This is a genomic window from Acinetobacter sp. YH12095, assembly GCF_013419245.1.
GTDB lineage: Bacteria > Pseudomonadota > Gammaproteobacteria > Pseudomonadales > Moraxellaceae > Acinetobacter > Acinetobacter towneri.
In genome coordinates this window covers 1-18554 of record NZ_VPAL01000001.1, presented here as the reverse complement: position 1 = coordinate 18554, position 18554 = coordinate 1, and the positions used below count along the sequence as shown (strand labels likewise).

General features: G+C 41.3%; 21 protein-coding genes and 2 rRNA genes. 14 read left to right on the top strand and 9 right to left on the bottom strand.

The annotated features are described in order from the left end of the window. Positions 1 to 18: 18 nt before the first annotated feature. On the bottom strand, positions 19 to 1239 hold the full coding sequence (locus FTU35_RS00115; RefSeq protein WP_180064413.1) for an SAM-dependent methyltransferase: 1221 nt from the start codon (positions 1237 to 1239) through the stop codon (positions 19 to 21). A gap of 107 nt (positions 1240 to 1346) precedes the next feature. Between FTU35_RS00115 and FTU35_RS00110 the strand changes: the two genes are divergently transcribed. Together FTU35_RS00110 and FTU35_RS00105 are read left to right on the top strand one after the other, a co-directional pair. Continuing rightward, a complete protein-coding gene (locus tag FTU35_RS00110; protein WP_180064412.1) occupies positions 1347 to 1994 on the top strand; it encodes a hemolysin III family protein in 648 nt (215 codons plus the stop codon). Positions 1995 to 2179: 185 nt separating this feature from the next. Next, positions 2180 to 3493 (top strand): MFS transporter, encoded by a 1314-nt coding sequence (locus FTU35_RS00105; RefSeq protein ID WP_180064411.1) that lies wholly within the window; start codon positions 2180 to 2182, stop codon positions 3491 to 3493. A gap of 66 nt (positions 3494 to 3559) precedes the next feature. Here FTU35_RS00105 and FTU35_RS00100 read toward each other — a convergent pair whose 3' ends face one another. Then, complete coding sequence (locus FTU35_RS00100; RefSeq protein WP_004972462.1) at positions 3560 to 4570, bottom strand: metallophosphoesterase; 1011 nt, start codon at positions 4568 to 4570, stop codon at positions 3560 to 3562. 176 nt (positions 4571 to 4746) lie between these two features. Here FTU35_RS00100 and FTU35_RS00095 point away from each other — a divergent pair, with 176 nt between their 5' ends. Further along, the gene (locus tag FTU35_RS00095) at positions 4747 to 6357 is read left to right on the top strand and encodes a phospholipase D family protein (protein ID WP_225530245.1); all 1611 of its coding nucleotides are present in this window, start codon (positions 4747 to 4749) and stop codon (positions 6355 to 6357) included. Between the two features lie 97 nt (positions 6358 to 6454). Here FTU35_RS00095 and FTU35_RS00090 read toward each other — a convergent pair whose 3' ends face one another. After that, on the bottom strand, positions 6455 to 7273 hold the full coding sequence (locus FTU35_RS00090; protein WP_096901584.1) for a 1-acyl-sn-glycerol-3-phosphate acyltransferase: 819 nt from the start codon (positions 7271 to 7273) through the stop codon (positions 6455 to 6457). Between the two features lie 292 nt (positions 7274 to 7565). Here FTU35_RS00090 and hflX point away from each other — a divergent pair, with 292 nt between their 5' ends. The 6 genes from hflX to FTU35_RS00060 all read left to right on the top strand — a co-directional run bounded on the left by hflX (position 7566) and on the right by FTU35_RS00060 (position 11715). Next, positions 7566 to 8906: a ribosome rescue GTPase HflX gene (hflX, locus tag FTU35_RS00085; RefSeq protein WP_004972465.1), complete on the top strand. Its 1341-nt coding sequence runs from the start codon at positions 7566 to 7568 to the stop codon at positions 8904 to 8906. 35 nt (positions 8907 to 8941) lie between these two features. Next, positions 8942 to 9313, top strand: coding sequence for a hypothetical protein (locus FTU35_RS00080; RefSeq protein ID WP_004972466.1), 372 nt, complete (start codon positions 8942 to 8944; stop codon positions 9311 to 9313). A 9-nt stretch (positions 9314 to 9322) separates the two neighbouring features. After that, on the top strand, positions 9323 to 9997 hold the full coding sequence (locus FTU35_RS00075; RefSeq protein ID WP_154321022.1) for an LrgB family protein: 675 nt from the start codon (positions 9323 to 9325) through the stop codon (positions 9995 to 9997). Positions 9998 to 10085: 88 nt separating this feature from the next. After that, positions 10086 to 10532, top strand: coding sequence for a DUF2147 domain-containing protein (locus FTU35_RS00070; protein ID WP_154321023.1), 447 nt, complete (start codon positions 10086 to 10088; stop codon positions 10530 to 10532). A gap of 179 nt (positions 10533 to 10711) precedes the next feature. After that, positions 10712 to 11158 carry a DUF2147 domain-containing protein gene (locus tag FTU35_RS00065; RefSeq protein WP_154321024.1) on the top strand — a complete coding sequence of 149 codons (447 nt, stop codon included), beginning with the start codon at positions 10712 to 10714 and terminating at the stop codon, positions 11156 to 11158. A 104-nt stretch (positions 11159 to 11262) separates the two neighbouring features. Then, positions 11263 to 11715, top strand: a complete 453-nt coding sequence (locus FTU35_RS00060; protein WP_004972473.1) for a DUF2147 domain-containing protein — start codon at positions 11263 to 11265, stop codon at positions 11713 to 11715. 83 nt (positions 11716 to 11798) lie between these two features. Here FTU35_RS00060 and FTU35_RS00055 read toward each other — a convergent pair whose 3' ends face one another. The 4 genes from FTU35_RS00055 to FTU35_RS00040 form a co-directional block, all read right to left on the bottom strand. Then, a complete protein-coding gene (locus FTU35_RS00055) occupies positions 11799 to 12647 on the bottom strand; it encodes a symmetrical bis(5'-nucleosyl)-tetraphosphatase (protein WP_154321025.1) in 849 nt (282 codons plus the stop codon). Beyond that, positions 12647 to 13459 carry a 16S rRNA (adenine(1518)-N(6)/adenine(1519)-N(6))-dimethyltransferase RsmA gene (gene rsmA, locus FTU35_RS00050; RefSeq protein ID WP_154321026.1) on the bottom strand — a complete coding sequence of 271 codons (813 nt, stop codon included), beginning with the start codon at positions 13457 to 13459 and terminating at the stop codon, positions 12647 to 12649. The genes FTU35_RS00055 and rsmA overlap by 1 nt, the downstream gene beginning before the upstream one ends. A 19-nt stretch (positions 13460 to 13478) precedes the next feature. Next, complete coding sequence (pdxA, locus tag FTU35_RS00045; protein WP_154321027.1) at positions 13479 to 14447, bottom strand: 4-hydroxythreonine-4-phosphate dehydrogenase PdxA; 969 nt, start codon at positions 14445 to 14447, stop codon at positions 13479 to 13481. A gap of 62 nt (positions 14448 to 14509) precedes the next feature. Then, positions 14510 to 14899, bottom strand: coding sequence for a hypothetical protein (locus FTU35_RS00040; RefSeq protein WP_154321028.1), 390 nt, complete (start codon positions 14897 to 14899; stop codon positions 14510 to 14512). 266 nt (positions 14900 to 15165) lie between these two features. Between FTU35_RS00040 and rplM the strand changes: the two genes are divergently transcribed. The 5 genes from rplM (at position 15166) to FTU35_RS00015 (ending at position 17976) form a co-directional block, all read left to right on the top strand. Continuing rightward, on the top strand, positions 15166 to 15594 hold the full coding sequence (rplM, locus tag FTU35_RS00035; protein ID WP_004909012.1) for a 50S ribosomal protein L13: 429 nt from the start codon (positions 15166 to 15168) through the stop codon (positions 15592 to 15594). Positions 15595 to 15606: 12 nt separating this feature from the next. Continuing rightward, positions 15607 to 15993 (top strand): 30S ribosomal protein S9, encoded by a 387-nt coding sequence (gene rpsI, locus FTU35_RS00030; RefSeq protein WP_154321029.1) that lies wholly within the window; start codon positions 15607 to 15609, stop codon positions 15991 to 15993. Between the two features lie 223 nt (positions 15994 to 16216). Beyond that, positions 16217 to 16870 (top strand): glutathione S-transferase N-terminal domain-containing protein, encoded by a 654-nt coding sequence (locus FTU35_RS00025; protein ID WP_168418860.1) that lies wholly within the window; start codon positions 16217 to 16219, stop codon positions 16868 to 16870. 10 nt (positions 16871 to 16880) lie between these two features. Continuing rightward, a complete protein-coding gene (locus FTU35_RS00020) occupies positions 16881 to 17309 on the top strand; it encodes a ClpXP protease specificity-enhancing factor (protein WP_154321031.1) in 429 nt (142 codons plus the stop codon). A gap of 16 nt (positions 17310 to 17325) precedes the next feature. After that, complete coding sequence (locus FTU35_RS00015) at positions 17326 to 17976, top strand: hypothetical protein (RefSeq protein WP_004972488.1); 651 nt, start codon at positions 17326 to 17328, stop codon at positions 17974 to 17976. Positions 17977 to 18139: 163 nt separating this feature from the next. On the opposite strand, the gene rrf is transcribed toward FTU35_RS00015, so the two are convergent. Then, positions 18140 to 18254 (bottom strand): 5S ribosomal RNA (rrf, locus tag FTU35_RS00010). A 191-nt stretch (positions 18255 to 18445) separates the two neighbouring features. After that, positions 18446 to 18554, bottom strand: a 23S ribosomal RNA gene (locus FTU35_RS00005); the annotation flags it as partial.

The window sequence follows — 18554 nt, the reverse complement described above, 5'->3', positions numbered from 1 at the left end:
TATCCTGTTCCATCTTGCTTAGCACTTAGAACCAATGCCCTGTTGATCCCACTGATCGTTCAACAACAACTCCAAAGAATGTTTTTGAATACCGTACATGGTTTTTAAATCACGAATTTGTGCCAAAACTGCTTGATCAGGTTCACTCCAATTTTGACGTTTGGTTGCCAAAATCATTTTGTTTTTACTGGTGTGTTCTAAAGCGACAAACTCAAAAACTTTGGTGTCATAACCATAGGCTTTGAGCAATAAAGCGCGGATGGTATCGGTTAACATTTCCGCCTGTTGCCCTGCATGAATGCCAAATTGCAGCATCGGTTGCAACACGCTTGGGCTTTGTAATTGTGGACGCAACTCTTTATGGCAACACGGCGCGCACATAATCATTTGTGCATTCAGGCGAATACCAGTATGAATTGCAAAATCGGTGGCGACATCACAGGCATGCAAAGCAATCATTACATCTAAATGTTCTGGCTGATAGGTGCGCACATCGCCCTGAAAAAAATCTAGCTGCTGAAAGTCTGAAGCACTCGCCACCGACTGACAAAACTCAACCATTTTCGGGTTTAGTTCCACCCCAGTCACAAAGGGAATAAATTGCTGCTTTTGCAAATAGTCATAGAGCGCAAAAGTTAAATAGCCTTTGTCTGAACCAAAATCCACCACGCGCAAGGTATTTTCCGAAATTTTGATTTGCGCCAAGGCACCCGAAAAAATTTCAATAAATTTATTAATCTGTTTCCATTTCCGCGCCATGCTCGGAATAATTTGCGCTTTGGCATCGCTAATCCCCAAGTGTTGTAAAAATGGGCTGGATTGATCGACATAACGCTGCTTTTCTCGGTCATGTCCTTGTGGTTCTTTCGGTTTCGCTATAGTCGGTGCTGTTTTACTGATGCTAAGCATGGCTTTCTTTTTGTTCTTTTTTAGCTGAATTTCCTGATCTGTCGTGAATAAATTGGCCTGTTTACAATCTGCCAATAAGTGACTCAATTGTATCTGTGCTTCTGCCAAAGGATAGTTTTTGGTGATATCCTGCGTTTTATGGCGATACAAACAAGTTAAAACGGTGTCTTGATTTAGCTGAATCACCCGTAAGGTGATTTTTTCTAATTGTTCCAGTTCGCCTTTATATTGACTCAGCACCACACGATCAAGCTTTTGTGTATCAATGGCTTGCTGAAAAGCCTCTAAGAATTGTTGTTCCTGCACAGAGGGAGAAGCCAAAGTCGACATAATAAAAACCTGAAAAAATTACAATTCAAGTTTAATTGTTATTACCCTAAAAGCAAAATTGAATTACGATACAGTTGTATAATTAAAGAAATTAAAGCAGATTCGCCATGAAATTAAATGCCCCTTTAGTGCCTGATTATGACCTGCAAGAAGAACGGATTAACTATCTGAGCCATGGTGTTGGTGCGGCTTTGGCATTTATTGCAGGTATTCTTTTAATCATTAAAGGTGCGTATTTAAGTACGGGACAATGGCTAGGTTTGTGGGCCTATGCAATAAGCATGGTACTGCTTTTTTCTGCTTCAATGCTGTATCACATGGCAACCGCAGCAGACCGCCGTTATTTTTATAAAAAGTTAGATCACACCGCAATTTATTATTTAATTGCAGGGACTTATACCCCATTTTTATCCATCGCGATTCCTACTCAAAAAGCACAATATTTGTTAATTTCCCTGTGGATTATTGCCCTGATTGGCACCCTATTTAAACTGGTATTTATCAACCGTTTTCATAAAATTTCTTTAATTGCCTACTTGGTGATGGGTTGGTTAGCCGTTCTGGTCATGGACGATATGCAAGCCTATTTAAGCAGCCAAGCCCTGACCTTTTTGCTAATTGGCGGCATTGCCTACACCGTGGGTGCATTGTTTTATGCCTTAAAACGCGTAAGATATACCCACGCAATTTGGCATGTATTTGTCTTAATTGGTGCAGGCGCACACTTTCTGGCAATTTATCTGTATGTGATTTAACGCTGAATATCGCTCATGTCTTACAGATAAAACGATCAGATTTGAATGGTGTTCATGGATGCAGTTTTGTAACCGACTTCTTGTTCAAAAAAGTATAACTACAAGAAGTATCTACTATTTTTCTGCCAGTGCGGTCTGTGCCAAATTGCACTTTCATTTAAAATTCACTTTACATAAGGTCCTGTATGGCATCTTCATCTACTGCTGCCGCTGAACAGCCGACTCAAAATTCTAAATTTCGAGTACTGACTGCAAGCTTGGTCGGTACCACCATCGAGTTTTTTGACTTTTATATCTACGCCACTGCGGCAGTCATTATTTTCCCGTATCTGTTCTTTCCGACCAGTACTGACCCAATGACGGCAACCATTCAATCTCTCGCCACCTTTGCAATTGCCTTTATCGCCCGTCCAATTGGCGCAGCTTTATTTGGACATTTAGGAGATCGGATTGGACGCAAAGCCACTTTGGTCGCGGCATTATTGACCATGGGAATTTCTACAGTCTGTATTGGTTTACTGCCGACGTATGCACAAATTGGGATTATCGCGCCATTACTGTTGGCGTTGTGTCGCTTAGGGCAAGGTTTAGGCTTGGGCGGTGAATGGTCGGGAGCAGTACTGTTAGCCACAGAAAATGCCCCTGAAGGTAAACGTGCTTGGTATGGCATGTTCCCACAATTGGGCGCTCCGATTGGTTTTATTCTTGCCACAGGTTCATTCCTTATTTTAGGTGCGCTGATGTCTGAGCAAGACTTTATGACATGGGGCTGGCGCATCCCGTTTATTTCGAGTGCCTTATTGGTGATTGTCGGTTTATGGATTCGCTTAAAACTGCATGAAACGCCTGCCTTCCAAAAAGTGTTGAATAAACAAAAAGAAGTCAATGTGCCATTTATTCAGGTCTTTAAAAAACACGCTAAAATGTTAGTGCTCGGTACAATCGCTGCAATTTGTACCTTTGTGGTGTTTTATCTGACTACGGTATTTGCCTTGCAATGGGGCACCAAACAACTGGGTTATTCACGTGAAGAATTCTTAAAACTTCAACTACTAGCCACATTGTGTTTTGCTGCTTTTATTCCCCTCTCAGCCGTTTTAGCCGAAAAATTTGGACGTAAAACCACCTCTATCGCAGTGTGCATCATCTCTGCAATTTTTGGCTTATTTTTTGCCGACATGCTTGCTTCAGGCAGCACGTGGATTGTATTTGTTTTCCTGTGTATTGGCTTGGCAATTATGGGACTTACTTACGGGCCCATTGGTACAGTATTGTCTGAAATTTTCCCAACATCTGTACGCTATACAGGCTCCGCACTCACCTTTAACTTGGCGGGTATTTTTGGCGCATCGTTTGCCCCACTCATTGCCACCAAACTTGCCACCACTTATGGCTTGGCTGCAGTTGGTTATTATTTAAGTGCAGCATCCATCTTGTCTTTAATCGCATTTTTAATGATTCGAGAAACCAAGCATGATGATGTAAACAATCAAATTTAAGCGCAAAAATTGCATCAAAAAACCAGCCTCGGCTGGTTTTTTTCATGTAGGCGATGGTGACGGTGCTTACAATAATTCAATAATATCAATCGTGGGCGGCACACCAAAACGAAAAGGAACACCGACCATTCCTGTCCCTACAGTCACAAATACATCGGCATGATCATGGCGATATAACCCCTTTTTATGCCCTAAAATAGATACTTTTTTCATCACATAATCGGTCAGCCACGGCAGTTCAACCTGCCCACCATGGGTATGCCCTGCCAACATCAACGGACGTGTCGGCAGTTTTGGTACCATATCCACTGTATCAGGGTTATGTGATAACAACACCCACGGCTTATCCTGAGGTAAATCGGGCATATAGCGCATGTCGGTTTTACCTGCCCATAAATCGCCAATACCGAGCAAACGAAACTCATCAAACTCGACAATTCTACCTTCAATATCAATCACGTTATTTTGTTCTAAAGCCGTTTTTAACAGCTCTTGAATGGGCGGGCCAGGATACTGCTCATCATGATTACCATTTACCGAATATACAGGCGCACAAATTTCTTTTAATACCGCCAATTCTTCGACCAATTTATTTTCAGGCTCATAAGTCCAGTCGCCTGCTACAACGACAATATCGGGGTTTTGCAAATTGAGTTTTTTCACAATTTGCTTCAATTGACGCTCATGCCCAGAAAACAAGCCAATATGTAAATCTGCAATTAAAGCAATTTTGACAGGCTTTAATAAACGGCGATCTGCATGAATTTGATATTTGGTAGTTTTGACTTGAATCAAATGCGGTTCAATAAAACGCGCATAGCTCAACACAGCACTGACTAAAAATACAAAAATCGCTTCGTGGATGGAGTAATAGCCCTGAATACCCGCATAAACACTAAAAAAAACCAAAGGCGGCAACAGGTAAGACAAATAAAATGCCAACAAATGCACAAAGGCCTTAAACGGGTGAATGGTTTCTGTATTGGCCTGACTGCGCCATGCTTGCGAAACTGCCCACAGCGCCAAAATTGCCATACCCATATAGAAATACAACACGACTGAATCGTTATCCCACATATTTATTCTCTATTACTTCATACTTCTGCTATTCAATGCTGCGCTAAACCCAGATGTCGCATTTAACCCACACACGTCATATATCTGTATTGTCATATTTATCTTTTCATAGCTGACAATTATACTCAAACCCTATTTTTAACTTATTTGCTCCTCGTGCTAAAAAGGAATTTAATTTGGCAAACCGCAGCTCATCCGCTCCATTTCAAAATATTCGGCACAACGTCTTGTGGCTGAGTTGCGCCTTCGTTTTGACACTCTCAGGCTGTAGCACGCTGCCCAAACAGATTGAACATCCGATCCAGATGGCGTTTGAAACCCCAACCGATCAAACCAGTTTGGCCAAAATTGTACTGCCGCTACGCGAAAAATATCCGCAGCTTACGGGTTATCATGTCCTGTATGATCCGCTCGAAGCCCTAGCAGCACGTATCTATCTGATTAATAAAGCAGAAAAATCTTTAGATTTACAATATTATATTTGGGATAACGATAAAATTGGCGCGCTTGCACTACACGCCATTATTCGTGCGGCAGATCGTGGGGTGAAAGTCCGCTTATTGGTCGATGATAACAATGCCAAAAAAATGGAAGGCATTTATCTCGCGCTCGATCAACACGTCAACATCGACATCAAACTGTATAATCCATATCGCTTTCGACATTATCGTGCCATGGACATGATTTTGGATTTGAAGCGTATTAACCGTCGTATGCACAACAAAAGCTTTATTGCCGATAACCAAATTTCTCTGATTGGTGGGCGCAATATGAGCAATCAATACTATAACGTCAGCGACAATTATCAATTTTCTGATGTCGATGTGATGTTAGTCGGCTCGGCTTCGGATGAAATTATTCACTCTTTTGATGAATACTGGAATGATGACTATGCTTATTCAGTCAAGCAATTGGTCAATCCACAACATTACACCTTGCGTTATGAAAGCTTAAAACAGCAATTAGAACAGCACGATCAAGAAGCCACCGTACAAAATTATTTAGATTTGGTGACTCGTTCTAAAGCGATTGAACAGTGGATGACGCGTAGTATTAAGTTCGATTGGGTCAGTGCTGAAGTGGTCAAAGATGCGCCGAGTAAAATTAAAGACCGCGCCTCAAAAGAAGAACATCTCAACTTTCAATTGCTGACGCATTTAGAGAAGCCAAGCAGTAGTGTCGATATTATTTCTGCGTATTTTGTCCCTGAACAATCGGGGGCAGAAAAACTAAAAGACTTGGCGGATGATGGCGTTCAGGTACGCGTACTGACCAACTCCTTTAAAGCCAACGATGTTCCTGTGGTGCATGCTTTTTACGCCAAATATCGAGAAGATTTATTGGCAAATAACGTGCAGCTGTATGAGTTTTTGGCGCGACCTGAAATGGAAAACCTAAACACACATACGCACGAAATTTCCAAAAAAGCCAAAGTCAGTATGAAAGGTTTAAGCCGTTCTAGTTTACATGCCAAACTCATGGCATTGGATGAAAAACAGGTATTTATTGGTTCGTTTAATTTTGACCCACGCTCGGCATATTTAAATACTGAAATTGGAGTAATTTTAAATAGTCCACCATTGGCTCGCGCAGTTCACCAGACCATGGATGTCAATTTATCCAAATATGCTTATAAACTGGTTTTAGATGCGCAACAAAACATTCAATGGCAGATGAAAAATCCACAAGGCGAAACTCAAATTCTAAAAAAAGAACCAGGGATGAAATGGTATCAACGTGCGGCAATGAAAATTACCTCATGGCTGCCAATTGAAGGCTTTATGTAGCAACATAATATTGAAGCTGTTGGATGATGACCATTATTCTTAAAAAAATGTGATGTGCTTAGGCTATCTTTAACATGAAGATGCGCCTAAGCATGTTTTATGATGTCAGCACTTGTGGTTTTAATACCTGACGATGCAACTCAGCCAAACCTTCTGTCATGCGTTCCTGTACCACAGCAGTTAAAGATTCAATATCGTGCCCTTCTACCACAATTGCAGGTAACGCCATTAAATGCGCTGTCACTTTCGGCATTTCCAAAACATCTTTCACATGATCAACAAAGGTCATGTCATTAATAAACGGCGCAACAGTATCTAACTCACCTTGCTGATTTACATAACAAATCAGACAAATTTGCACAGGTCGTTTGGCTTCAATTGCTGCCCCTAAAATACGACCATGCACTTTTTTAATTTTGCTTCCATCTGACGTGGTCGCTTCAGGAAAAAATAATACAGGAATATCTTGTTTTAAAAATTGCGTGATTTGTTCACGAATTTTGACTGAATCGCCAGAGCCACGCTTAATAAATAGCGTCCCCCCACCTTTGGCTAACTTACCCAATAACGGCCATTTTTCAATTTCAGCTTTGGCCAGAAAAAATACCCGCGCACTAGAACCCAATACCGCTACATCTAACCACGAAATATGATTACTGACCCATAGCGCAGGGTCATGCGGAATTTCACCATGAATTTGCACTTCAATATTAAAAACTTTGCACAATTGACGGCAAAAATATTGCACATAGCGCGTATTGTTCGGGTTGTTGGTGTCTTTATACAATTGATGACGATAGACCAAATAAAACCCTTCACCAATCGCGCCAGCCGTTGCCAGAACTTTTTTGCTATACAAAGCAAGCTTTGCAAAACCATGAATTGGAGATGTGTGAGTTTCAACAGCTGGGTTCATAGGGTCATCACTAATTGTTAAACGCAAAACAACGTATAAAGGTCTATATTTTGCTCATTCTATACTGTTCAATCTGAACTTGCATTGATAATAAAAACCGAAACCTGCATGCAAACATGCGACTTTTGGCAAAATCTAAATAGATAAATTCTATATTGGGGTCATCCTTATAATTGAGTTTACATACGTTGATATAGCATCAAATCAGGGCGCAGGAAAAATCCAATCATCTATTTCCCTGCACAAACATTTTTTCTACTAGAATATAGCTTTAGCATGGAGATTGCGCTGAGTGGAAAATTTTGTGCCACATCAAGATGGCGAGCGTGTTGTACTGGTCAGTGTCGCTGTCCAAATTTTAGAAGACCTAGATGCCGAAGAATTTCAGCTCTTGGCTGAATCTGCGGGTGCAGAAGTTTTACAACACGTCCACACTCAACGTAGTAAACCCGATGCCAAACTCTTTATTGGCTCAGGCAAAGCCGAAGAAATTGCCGCATTGGTCAAAGAACACGACGCCAATTTGGTCATTTTTGATCATGCACTCAGTCCTGCACAGGCACGTAATTTAGAAAAAGTGATGCAATGCCGTGTGGTTGACCGTACCGAACTCATTTTAGATATTTTTGCTCAACGCGCCCGCACTTACGAAGGTAAATTACAGGTCGAATTGGCACAATTACAACATTTATCTTCACGTTTGGTGCGTAGTCGCAGCAACTTAGACAGTCAAAAAGGTGGTATCGGCTTACGTGGTCCTGGGGAAACCTTGCTTGAAACTGACCGACGCTTATTGCGTATTCGCATGGGACAACTAAAAACCAAACTCGATAAAGTCCGTCAAACCCGTGCACAAGGTCGTGTGGCTCGGCAAAAAGCCGCCATTCCTACCGTTTCATTGGTCGGTTATACCAACGCAGGCAAATCGACCTTATTTAATATTTTGGCGCAAAGTGATGTCTATGCTGCTGACCAACTGTTTGCTACGCTTGACCCTACTTTACGGCGTTTAGAATGGGATGGCATCGGACGTCTGGTATTGGCCGACACCGTTGGCTTTGTAAGAAACCTATCTCACTCTTTGGTGGAATCTTTTAAAGCAACTTTGGAAGAAACCTTAGAAGCCAGTTTATTGCTGCATGTGATTGATTCAAGCAGCCCCGATGTGTTGGAACAAATTGAAGCAGTCGAAGGTGTGCTAAAAGAAATTGGCGCAGATGTACCTATTTTGCGGGTTTACAATAAAATTGATGTCTCAGGCGAAACAGCCAAAATTATCTATGAAAAACCGCATCAACCTGACCGTGTCTATGTATCGGCACATTCAGGGCAAGGTTTAGACTTGTTAAAACAAGCCGTACATGAATGTTTGATGGGGCAAATTCAAAAGTTTGATCTTAAATTACAACCTGCTTATGGCAAACTGCGCAATCAACTGTATGCGCTCAATGTCATTCAGGCAGAACAGTACGATGATGAAGGTCAATTACATCTACAAGTCAGCATGGCACCACATAAACTGGAACAACTGATTAAACAGGCACATTTACCGATAGACGAAATTTTAGGTGCACAGGCAGAACAATTTAAACGTCCGCTTGAAGCATTTGAAATTGACGATCAGATCGGTTAAAACGTGATAAGTAAAATTTTAATGAAAGATCAAAAATGAGCAGGATAAAACATATCGATTGGCCAGCATGGATCGGCACACTCCTTTTGATTATTGTGTTTCGTGAAGCCTCTGTATGGATCATGACCCAATTTAATCACCCAGAATTAGGCAATTTAGTCGGTTTGCTCAGCCTGCTGGCGGTATTATTTACATGGCGCAAACTCAGTAAAATTCCTGCTCGTCTGGTCGATACCAACAACAAAATCATGAAAGAAAGTGCCTTTGCCTTTTTACCCATCAGCGCGGGTTCATTAATTATGCTCACGCACATGGGCAAACAAATTCCAATCTTCTTAATTGTGTTGTTTATCAGTACGCTGATCCCGCTTTGGCTGTATGCCAAAATGGCAAAACGCTGGCTTTAGGAGATTAAAATGCTGTCAATTCTATATGGTTTTTTAATCACTCTCGTTGCATATTTACTGGCAAAACCTTGCAACCAAAAAGTCCCGCAAATCCCTGTGATTGTCTTTGGCATGTGTTTTGTGTTGCTACTGTTGTATTTTTTCGGGATTCCATACGAAACTTACGTCGCACAAACCAACCCTTTGTTTAATCAATTATTGGGCTATGTGACAGTTGCACTCGCCATTCCTCTAGCAGCCATGCGTTATGACGATTTACCCCTCAAAGCGATTTTAGGTATTTTGTTCTTTGCCAGTCTTAGTGCTGTGGCGCTGCCGATGGGGCTTGCTTATGCGCTACATATGTCCAGTGCCGATATTATGGCATTTGCCACCCGTGCAGTGACCACGCCGATTGCGATTAATATCGCCACGCTTTTGGAAGCCCCAATTCAACTGGCAGTCTTGATTGTGATTTTATCGGGTGTTGTAGGTGCTGCTTTCTCACCTTTTATTTTAAGACACATCAATGATGAACGTGCCTCTGGTTTGGCTCTAGGTCTGGCTGCGCATGCAATTGGTACCGCCCAAGCTTGGCAACGAGGTAGCGTAGCTGGACGTTATGCCGCCTTTGGTATGGCCGTCAATGCAGTATTTACCGCAGTATGGCTGCCAACTTTTATACTGTATTTACAAAAAATGTGACTGAGCAATCACTTATTTAGACTTGTCGAGTTTTAACTTTCTTTTTACTATGAAATATCCAGTTAGCCAAAAACAAGGAACATTGAACATGGTCAAGATGAAACTCACCGTTGCCTTAATCTGCTCAGCGTTAGGAAGTTTTGCGCTAGCTCAAGATATTACGGGTACTTGGAAAAATATTGATGACAAAACAGGTTCATCAAAAGCAATTTTAGAAATTCGTCAGGAAGCCAATGGCACCTATACGGCTAAAATTGTCAAAGTTACCCCTCGTCCTGGCTACACCCCTAAAGATACCTGTGTCAACTGTCCTGCGCCTTATACCAACCAACCTATTTTAGGAATGGATATACTTAAAGGCTTAAAACATACAGGTGGTACTAACTTCTCTGGTGGAAAAATTATTGACCCATTAAACGGCAATATCTACAGCACCAAAGCCAAATTAAGCAGCAATGGTAAACGTCTGACCATGCGTGGTTATGTGGGCGTATCTGCTTTAGGACGTAGCCAAACTTGGATTAAAAGCGACTAATTAATTGCTTCACTTTTCACTTAAAATGCCACACGTTCGTGGCATTTTTTATTGGTTTTCTTACATTTTAGTCGCAACTTTAAGATTAATTTTTTCTCAAATCGCTTGACTCCTACCACAACTCGCTTTATATCTTGAATAAACCTCTGTGATCAATTTCGGCAATCAAAGGAACTGATATGAAGAAAAATTTACTGATAGGTGTATTTGCAAGCTTAATGTTCAGTGGCAGTTTATTTGCTGCAGACTTAACTGGAACTTGGCAAAGCATTGATGACAAAACTGGCTCACCTAAGGCTTTAATTGAAATTACCAAAGCGGAGAATGGTACGTTTACGGGTAAAATTGTCAAAGTCACACCACGTGCAGGCTACACCCCTAAAACCATTTGTGTCGATTGCCCTGCCCCATATACCAATAAACCACTCGTCGGCTTAGAAATTATTAAAGGTTTACAACATGTGGATAACAACAACTATGCCAACGGGCGTATTCTTGATCCACTTGCAGGCAAAATGTATAGCTTAAAAGGACGTCTTGCTGCCAACGGTAAACGCCTAACCTTGCGTGGTTACGTCGGAATTTCAGCCATTGGTCGGACACAAACGTGGATTCGCCAACAATAAGCGAGTAATTGTGTCTCATCGGTCATTTTTTCTGGATACTCGGGACTTTGTGTCCGTTAATTCACAGATTAGACTAGCCGCAAAGACCGAGTAAGGGAAATAAAATGATTCAGAAATTGGCTTTAGGAATAGCCGTCATCTTCGGCAGTCTAAGCACTTTGGCGATGGCACAAGATTTAGCAGGAACTTGGCAACAAATTGATGATAAAACAGGCTCACCCAAAGCTGTCATCGAAATTCGTAAAGAAGCCAATCAAACCTATACGGGTAAAATTGTGAAAGTAACCCCGCGTCCGGGTTATACCCCACGTGAACTTTGTAATAAATGCCCTGCGCCTTATACCGACCAACCTATTTTAGGGATGGATATTTTAAAAGGCTTACAACAAGTCAAAAACAGCAACAATTACGAAAAAGGACGCGTAATTGATCCATTGGCAGGTCGTATTTACGATGCAAAAATTCGCCTCAACTCAACAGGTAAACGTTTAACTTTACGTGCTTATATGGGTGTATCTACACTAGGTCGCAGTCAAACTTGGATTCGAATTCAATAAAATTCAAGATAAAAAATAGCCACCTCAATAGGTGGCTATTTTCATTTCATCATCACATTTTTAAATTTTAAAGATGAATGTTATTACCATTCTGCCAGCGGATTATCCGCTGCAAACAATTGCTGATCTTCCAAACGATAAGCCACAAGCTGATTGCCCCACACACAACCGCCATCCACATTTTGAATATTGTCGGCTACCGTTTGTCCCTGCAATGCTGCCCAATGACCAAATACGATTTGATGTGTTTGCGCAGCTAAAGATGGATATTCAAACCACGGTTTAAAACCTTCTGGCATCGGATCATCTAAGGCATCTTTAAAGCTGAATTCCAAACCACCCTGTGCATTGGCTAAACGCATACGGGTCAAATAGTTGGTAATACAACGTAAACGCGCATGTCCCGTTAAATCATCCGACCAAACTGTAGGTTCTGCCCCATACATTTCCTTAAAAAATGCATCCACCACAGCAAAATCTTCATGCCCAATGACCGCTTCGACTTCTTTAGCATAGGCTGCTGTTTGTGCAGCATTCCAAATATGGGGAATACCTGCATGGGTCAAAATCGTATTTCCATTCGGAAAAAGACACAAAGGCTGTTTGCGTAGCCAGTCAATTAAATCATCACTGTCAATCGCATCAATTACATCGCGGGTATTGTCTTGCTCTTTAATTTTCTTTAAGCCACGTGCGCCTGCTAACAGCGTCAAATCGTGATTGCCTAAAACTGTTGCTGCAACGCCGCGATCGACCAGTTTTTTAATAAAGCGCAATGCACCAATTGAGTTTTCACCACGTGCAACCAAGTCGCCAGCAAACCAGATAAAATCCTGATCAGGGTCAAACTGTATTTCTTTAAGTAACAGTTTCAGGGCTTCAAAGCAGCCCTGTACATCGCCAATCACATAGTTGTATCGAATTTCTGCCATTAACTCACCATTTGATCTGCCAATGCGACAAATGCTTCCAAACTTAAAGTTTCAGGACGTGCCATTGGGTCTACCCCTGCACGCTCAAATGCATCTTCAGCCAACATGCCTTTTAAGCTATTACGTAAAGTTTTACGACGCTGGGTAAAAACATGCGACACCAAACGTGCCAATGCCTTTTCATCTTTGGCAATAATTGGTTTGGTTGCATAGGGTTCTAAGCGAAATACAGCAGAAGTCACTTTAGGCGGTGGGTTAAATGCACCAGGCGGCACTTCAAACAAGAAGGTTGGCTTGCAGTAATATTGCATCATCACCGACAAACGCCCATATTCTTTGGTGTTTGGCGATGCGGTAATACGATCCACCACTTCTTTTTGCAGCATAAAGTGCATGTCTTTGACTTTGTCGCCAAATTCTAAGAGATGGAACAATAACGGAGTCGAAATATTGTAAGGCAAGTTCCCGACCACACGTAAAGGACGGCCTTCAGCAAATAATTCACTAAAATCGTATTTCAGGGCATCACTTTCAACAATAGTCAAGCGTTCGGGATGCGGTACACGCCCTGGCAAGCCTGCAGCCAAATCACGGTCTAACTCCACTACAGTCAAGGCATCACACTCACCAATTAAAGGTGAGGTCAATGCAGCCAAACCCGGCCCAATCTCGACAATATTATCACCCGGACGTGGGTTAACAGAGCGTACAATTTTGGCAATCACACGTTGGTCATGTAAAAAGTTTTGACCAAAGCGTTTACGAGCCTGATGCCCTTCTTCCTTTGGGTTTAGGGCATTAATTTGATACATAAAGATTTCCAAGCTGAGATTATGAACGTGCTAAATCCAGCGCTAAATCGACAGCAACATGCAAGCTAGAACTTTTCGCAAGTCCTGTACCTGCGAGGGAGAGCGCTGTGCCGTGATCGACTGAAGTGCGAATAAACGGTAAGCCTAAAGTAATATTAATTGCTTCACCAAAGCCCTGAGATTTTAACACAGGTAAACCCTGATCGTGATACATCGCCAATACTGCATCAGCATCTTTTAAATTTTCAGGGGTAAACAACGTATCTGCAGGCAAACTCAGGCTTAGGTTTTCCCCACGGTTACGGTAATTTTGCAGCACAGGATTAATGACTTCAATTTCTTCCATGCCTAAATAACCGTCTTCACCCGCATGTGGATTCAAACCACACACCAACACTTTAGGATGCTCGATCTTAAATTTACTTTTTAAATCATGCAGCAAAATATCAATCACCTGCTGCAAACGGGTTTTGCTAATCGCATCTGCGACTGCACGTAACGGTAAATGCGTTGTTACGAGGGCAACACGTAGCGTTTTAGTCGCCAACATCATCACCACACGTTCTACACCTGCAAACTCCTGATAATATTCAGTATGTCCACTAAACGAAATGCCCGCTTCATTAATAATCGATTTTTGTACTGGCGCTGTCGCAACACCGACACTTTTACCCGTCATGGCATACGATGCAGAACGACGTAATTGCTCTAACACATAAGCCGCATTTTGAGCATTTAAATGACCAAGTTGTACCTCTGCGGCCAAGGGCACATGTTCAACATACAACTGCCCCACTGCAGCTGCGTGCTGCTGACCTAAATATTCAATCAATTCGACTTTTTGGTTTAGAATTTCGGCACGTTGTTGTAATAATTGATGATCTGCCAATACCACAATTGGACGCTCATCCACTCGGTCTGCCAAACTCAAGCAAATATCAGGTCCAATCCCTGCGGGTTCACCACTGGTGACATATAAAGGTCGCATAAATGCTCAGTCCAGATTTATCTAAGGATAATTAAAGTATAGCGCCATCTTAGTTGATTGTTTTATTTCCAGTCCAAGATAAATCGAGTCTGCAAAATCCCTTGCACATGCGCCCATTCAGAAATAGCGGTAACAGCAACACCCAATAACAGCCCCATCATCAATATTTTTTGTGATTTTTTCAGCACCTCCCGATATTGGGTGTCTGCTAAACACAGCAAAATGATTCCACCAACGCCATACAATAAAAATGGGAAAAGTGCTAAATGGAAAAAAATTGAATACAGCAATAAGATGCTAAACACATCCACACCATATACAGCACCCAATACTACAAAAGCCAGCATATAGACACTGAGTAATGTAATAAAACATCCAGCAATAAATTTAATGAATTTTGAAGTAGGTAGATCAGACTGCTGCTGTATTTCTGATTGCAAATCTTGCGACATCCTATCCCCCCTTTTGTTTCAATATTGTCTGCTAAAAACTTTACTTATAACCCTATAAAGGCGATTTAAAACAGCATAAATCTAGGCTTTTAATGTTGAATGTTACAAATTTATTCAACTTTTCTTTTGTATTTAAGCTCGCTAAAATATAGCGCTTAAAATGTGACATTTCCATTGTGGTTCTAGTTAATTTCAGGTAGAATTCGGACTCCTTTTTGTTTGGACAGCTTCCATAGTCCAAACCAACTATAATAGGTAGTGGTTTAATGAAAACTCTCAGCGCTAAGCCAGCTGAAGTTCAACACGACTGGTACGTTGTTGATGCTTCTGGCAAAACTCTAGGTCGCCTTGCGACAGAAATCGCTCGTCGTTTACGCGGTAAGCACAAAACTTCTTATACTCCTCACGTTGACACTGGTGACTACATCGTTGTTATCAATGCTGAGCAAGTTCAAGTGACTGGTAACAAATCACTTGATAAGAAATACTATCGCCACACTGGTTTCCCTGGTGGTATCCGTGAAACTAATTTCGAGAAATTAGTTGCTCACAAACCAGAAGAAATCTTCCAACGCGCTGTAAAAGGCATGTTGCCAAAAGGTCCTCTTGGTTATGCTATGATCAAGAAAATGAAAGTGTACGCTGGTGCTGAGCATCCTCACACAGCTCAACAGCCACAAGTTTTGGACATCTAAGGGATACAGCACATGGCTACTAATTATGGTACAGGTCGCCGTAAGACCGCAACTGCACGTGTTTTCTTATCAGCTGGTACAGGTAAACTCGTAATTAACAACCGTACTCTTGAGCAATATTTCGGTCGTGAAACTGCTCGTATGATCGTACGTCAACCGTTAGAACTTCTTGAAGCTACTGACAAATATGACCTTTACATCACTGTTGCTGGTGGTGGTATTGGTGGTCAAGCTGGTGCTATCCGTCACGGTATTACTCGTGCATTGATCGCATCCGACGACACTTTAAAACCTGCTCTTCGTCAAGCTGGTTTCGTTACTCGTGATGCTCGTGAAGTTGAACGTAAGAAACTTGGTTTACGTAAAGCACGTAAACGTCCACAATTCTCTAAACGTTAATTCGTTTACCGAATCGGACACAAAAAGCCTTGGATTCTCCAAGGCTTTTTTATTTGCATAACAACACCAAGATATACGGTTCAGCCAAAATCTACACTTTAGCTACTTATAAAACCCAATCAGCAGCTCAATAAATATCTCATACACTTTTGTCAGGTTTGCTGCGTGATTTTAGTCGCCAAGTCTAGTATCCTATTCTATTCATTTGGTTTTATTTCGGATTATGTCAGTCGAAAACGCACCTTTACAAGGCATCACCCTCTATAGTCATGCAGACGACTTTCGCTCACATTGGATTCGTTACGTTCTTGCCGAAAAACAAATCAAATATCAACTGATTCTTGTCGATCATGAGGATGAAGACCTCGCTAGTCTCAATCCCTACAATCAATTGCCCATATTATTAGAAAATGATCTCAAATTATTCAATAGCAGCATAATTTCAGAATATCTAGATGATCGTTATCGACAAAATAAGCTCTATGCCGATGCCCCTATGCCACGCGCAGAACAACGTCAATATATCTGGCGCTTTGAGCACGATTGGTTCAAGCTCGCCGATGACATGCTGCGCCACCCTGACAGCTTAAATAGCCAAGCACAACGTACAGCACAAAAACAATTACGTGATACACTCATTTCACTCACACCACTGTTTCAACATTATCCTTTTTTTATGTCTGAAACATTTAATATTTTAGACTGCATGCTAGCACCATTATTTATACGACTCAAAGCCATGGGCATTGAGCTACCCAAACAACACTGTAGACCTATTTTTCTCTATTGCCAGCGTATTTTTAATCGCCCTGCATTTTTAAAATCGATGACCTTGCAGGAAAAAAATCGCTATCAGGAATTTTTAATTCATACTTAAAGAGCACATTATGTCTGAATCTGAAATCGACTTAAGTCCAACCCGTCCCTACTTAGCTCGCGCAATTTATGAATGGATTTGTGACAACCAACTCACGCCACATTTATTGGTCGATGCTACACAGCCGAATACGCTTGTTCCTGAACAATTTATTCAGGATGGTCAGATTGTCCTAAATATCGTTCCACATGCAGTGCATGCCTTACACATGAGCAATGATGCAATCACCTTCTCTGCACGCTTTGGTGGCGTATCACGCGACTTATATGTACCTATGAATGCCGTCGTAGGTATCTATGCAAGAGAGAATGGACAAGGCTTATTCTTTGATCCAAGTGAGTATGCACATATCCAAAATGATCAAGATGCTTTAGAATCAAAGACTGAAGAAAAAACCGAACAAACTAAGAAAAAACCAAGCCTTAGATTATTAGATTAAAACAATGGAGTAGTGAATGGCTTTTGATTTAGTACAATATTTTGCAGCGCAGATTAAACTTCAAAAGCCCTCGCTTTTGAAACAATATAATGCTGTTGATCGCGACCAATATATTCAAGAAATCAATGCGCTGAGCTTAGGCAAACTGGTCAGTCTGTGGCGAGAAGACAACCAAAAACTTTATCAAGAAATTGATCATCAAGATGAATTATATATTCAGGAAATTGCACGTCGACTCACCACATCTCCACACAATCAGTCACCTCTCTCCAAAACTGAGCTTGAACAGAATATTAGTGAAGTCTTAGCCTTACAACTCACAGAGCTCAAGCAATTGGATCAAACCGGTAATTTTGGCAATAAAGGTCTAGGTGAATTATTGCTAGGTCAAATTGAACATTTATCCGGTCAAGCGGATGATTGGGTTTGGTCAACAAACGATCTAATAGAGTTAAAAGGTTCTAAACCAATTCCTCAAGAAGAGCTATCATTAGAGGCATCAATGAAGGAGTTTAATCAAATGGTACAACAACATACCCACGATGATCATCAAAATATTGAGCCTGTAGAAGCAATTGTACCCACTTGGTCTAAAGTACTAGAACCTATCGTTGCGATTGCGATTTTAGCAATTCTATGGTGTTCCGTTACTCAATTATTCGCTTAAATCAATCTTCTATCTAAGCCGTAATAAAACCATCATCATCTGATGGTTTTATTTTGCCTTCACTTTTATGTTTCCTTTCTTTTTATAATTTTATTTTTCTAACTTTATTTTCTTTTCCACATAAAAAACACCCCCAACATTTGTTGAGGGTGTTTGAATAATGAGCTGGCGATGACTTACTCTCACATGGGTAACCCCACACTACCATCAGCGCGAAGAGGTTTCACTTCTGAGTTCGGGAAGGGATCAGGTGGTTCACTCTTGCTATGGTCGCCAGCACAACTGTTTACGGAGACTTGCATTGGTCTTACTCACGATAGTGATGCACTGCGTTTTCCGAATCTGTAACAGATTGGGCTGTATTGGGTCTGAATTTTATTGTTTAGCGTTAACTAAATCAAGATCAGTCTGAATTGACTGATTGGATTTGAATCGATTGAGCATTCAACCCCAACTGTTTGGGTGTTGTATAGTCAAGCCTCACGAGCAATTAGTATTGGTCAGCTTCACATATCGCTATGCTTCCACATCCAACCTATCAACGTCGTAGTCTTCAACGGCTCTTTAGGAGGCATAAA

What these genes read in the sequence shown, in the direction of transcription:
- FTU35_RS00115 (WP_180064413.1), bottom strand. Translation starts at nt 1,239, where the DNA reads ATGTCGACTTTGGCTTCTCCCTCTGTGCAGGAACAACAATTCTTAGAG.
- FTU35_RS00110 (WP_180064412.1), top strand. Translation starts at nt 1,347, where the DNA reads ATGAAATTAAATGCCCCTTTAGTGCCTGATTATGACCTGCAAGAAGAA.
- FTU35_RS00105 (WP_180064411.1), top strand. Translation starts at nt 2,180, where the DNA reads ATGGCATCTTCATCTACTGCTGCCGCTGAACAGCCGACTCAAAATTCT.
- FTU35_RS00100 (WP_004972462.1), bottom strand. Translation starts at nt 4,570, where the DNA reads ATGTGGGATAACGATTCAGTCGTGTTGTATTTCTATATGGGTATGGCA.
- FTU35_RS00090 (WP_096901584.1), bottom strand. Translation starts at nt 7,273, where the DNA reads ATGAACCCAGCTGTTGAAACTCACACATCTCCAATTCATGGTTTTGCA.
- FTU35_RS00080 (WP_004972466.1), top strand. Translation starts at nt 8,942, where the DNA reads ATGAGCAGGATAAAACATATCGATTGGCCAGCATGGATCGGCACACTC.
- FTU35_RS00075 (WP_154321022.1), top strand. Translation starts at nt 9,323, where the DNA reads ATGCTGTCAATTCTATATGGTTTTTTAATCACTCTCGTTGCATATTTA.
- FTU35_RS00070 (WP_154321023.1), top strand. Translation starts at nt 10,086, where the DNA reads ATGGTCAAGATGAAACTCACCGTTGCCTTAATCTGCTCAGCGTTAGGA.
- FTU35_RS00065 (WP_154321024.1), top strand. Translation starts at nt 10,712, where the DNA reads ATGAAGAAAAATTTACTGATAGGTGTATTTGCAAGCTTAATGTTCAGT.
- FTU35_RS00060 (WP_004972473.1), top strand. Translation starts at nt 11,263, where the DNA reads ATGATTCAGAAATTGGCTTTAGGAATAGCCGTCATCTTCGGCAGTCTA.
- FTU35_RS00055 (WP_154321025.1), bottom strand. Translation starts at nt 12,647, where the DNA reads ATGGCAGAAATTCGATACAACTATGTGATTGGCGATGTACAGGGCTGC.
- rsmA (WP_154321026.1), bottom strand. Translation starts at nt 13,459, where the DNA reads ATGTATCAAATTAATGCCCTAAACCCAAAGGAAGAAGGGCATCAGGCT.
- pdxA (WP_154321027.1), bottom strand. Translation starts at nt 14,447, where the DNA reads ATGCGACCTTTATATGTCACCAGTGGTGAACCCGCAGGGATTGGACCT.
- FTU35_RS00040 (WP_154321028.1), bottom strand. Translation starts at nt 14,899, where the DNA reads ATGTCGCAAGATTTGCAATCAGAAATACAGCAGCAGTCTGATCTACCT.
- rplM (WP_004909012.1), top strand. Translation starts at nt 15,166, where the DNA reads ATGAAAACTCTCAGCGCTAAGCCAGCTGAAGTTCAACACGACTGGTAC.
- rpsI (WP_154321029.1), top strand. Translation starts at nt 15,607, where the DNA reads ATGGCTACTAATTATGGTACAGGTCGCCGTAAGACCGCAACTGCACGT.
- FTU35_RS00025 (WP_168418860.1), top strand. Translation starts at nt 16,217, where the DNA reads ATGTCAGTCGAAAACGCACCTTTACAAGGCATCACCCTCTATAGTCAT.
- FTU35_RS00020 (WP_154321031.1), top strand. Translation starts at nt 16,881, where the DNA reads ATGTCTGAATCTGAAATCGACTTAAGTCCAACCCGTCCCTACTTAGCT.
- FTU35_RS00015 (WP_004972488.1), top strand. Translation starts at nt 17,326, where the DNA reads ATGGCTTTTGATTTAGTACAATATTTTGCAGCGCAGATTAAACTTCAA.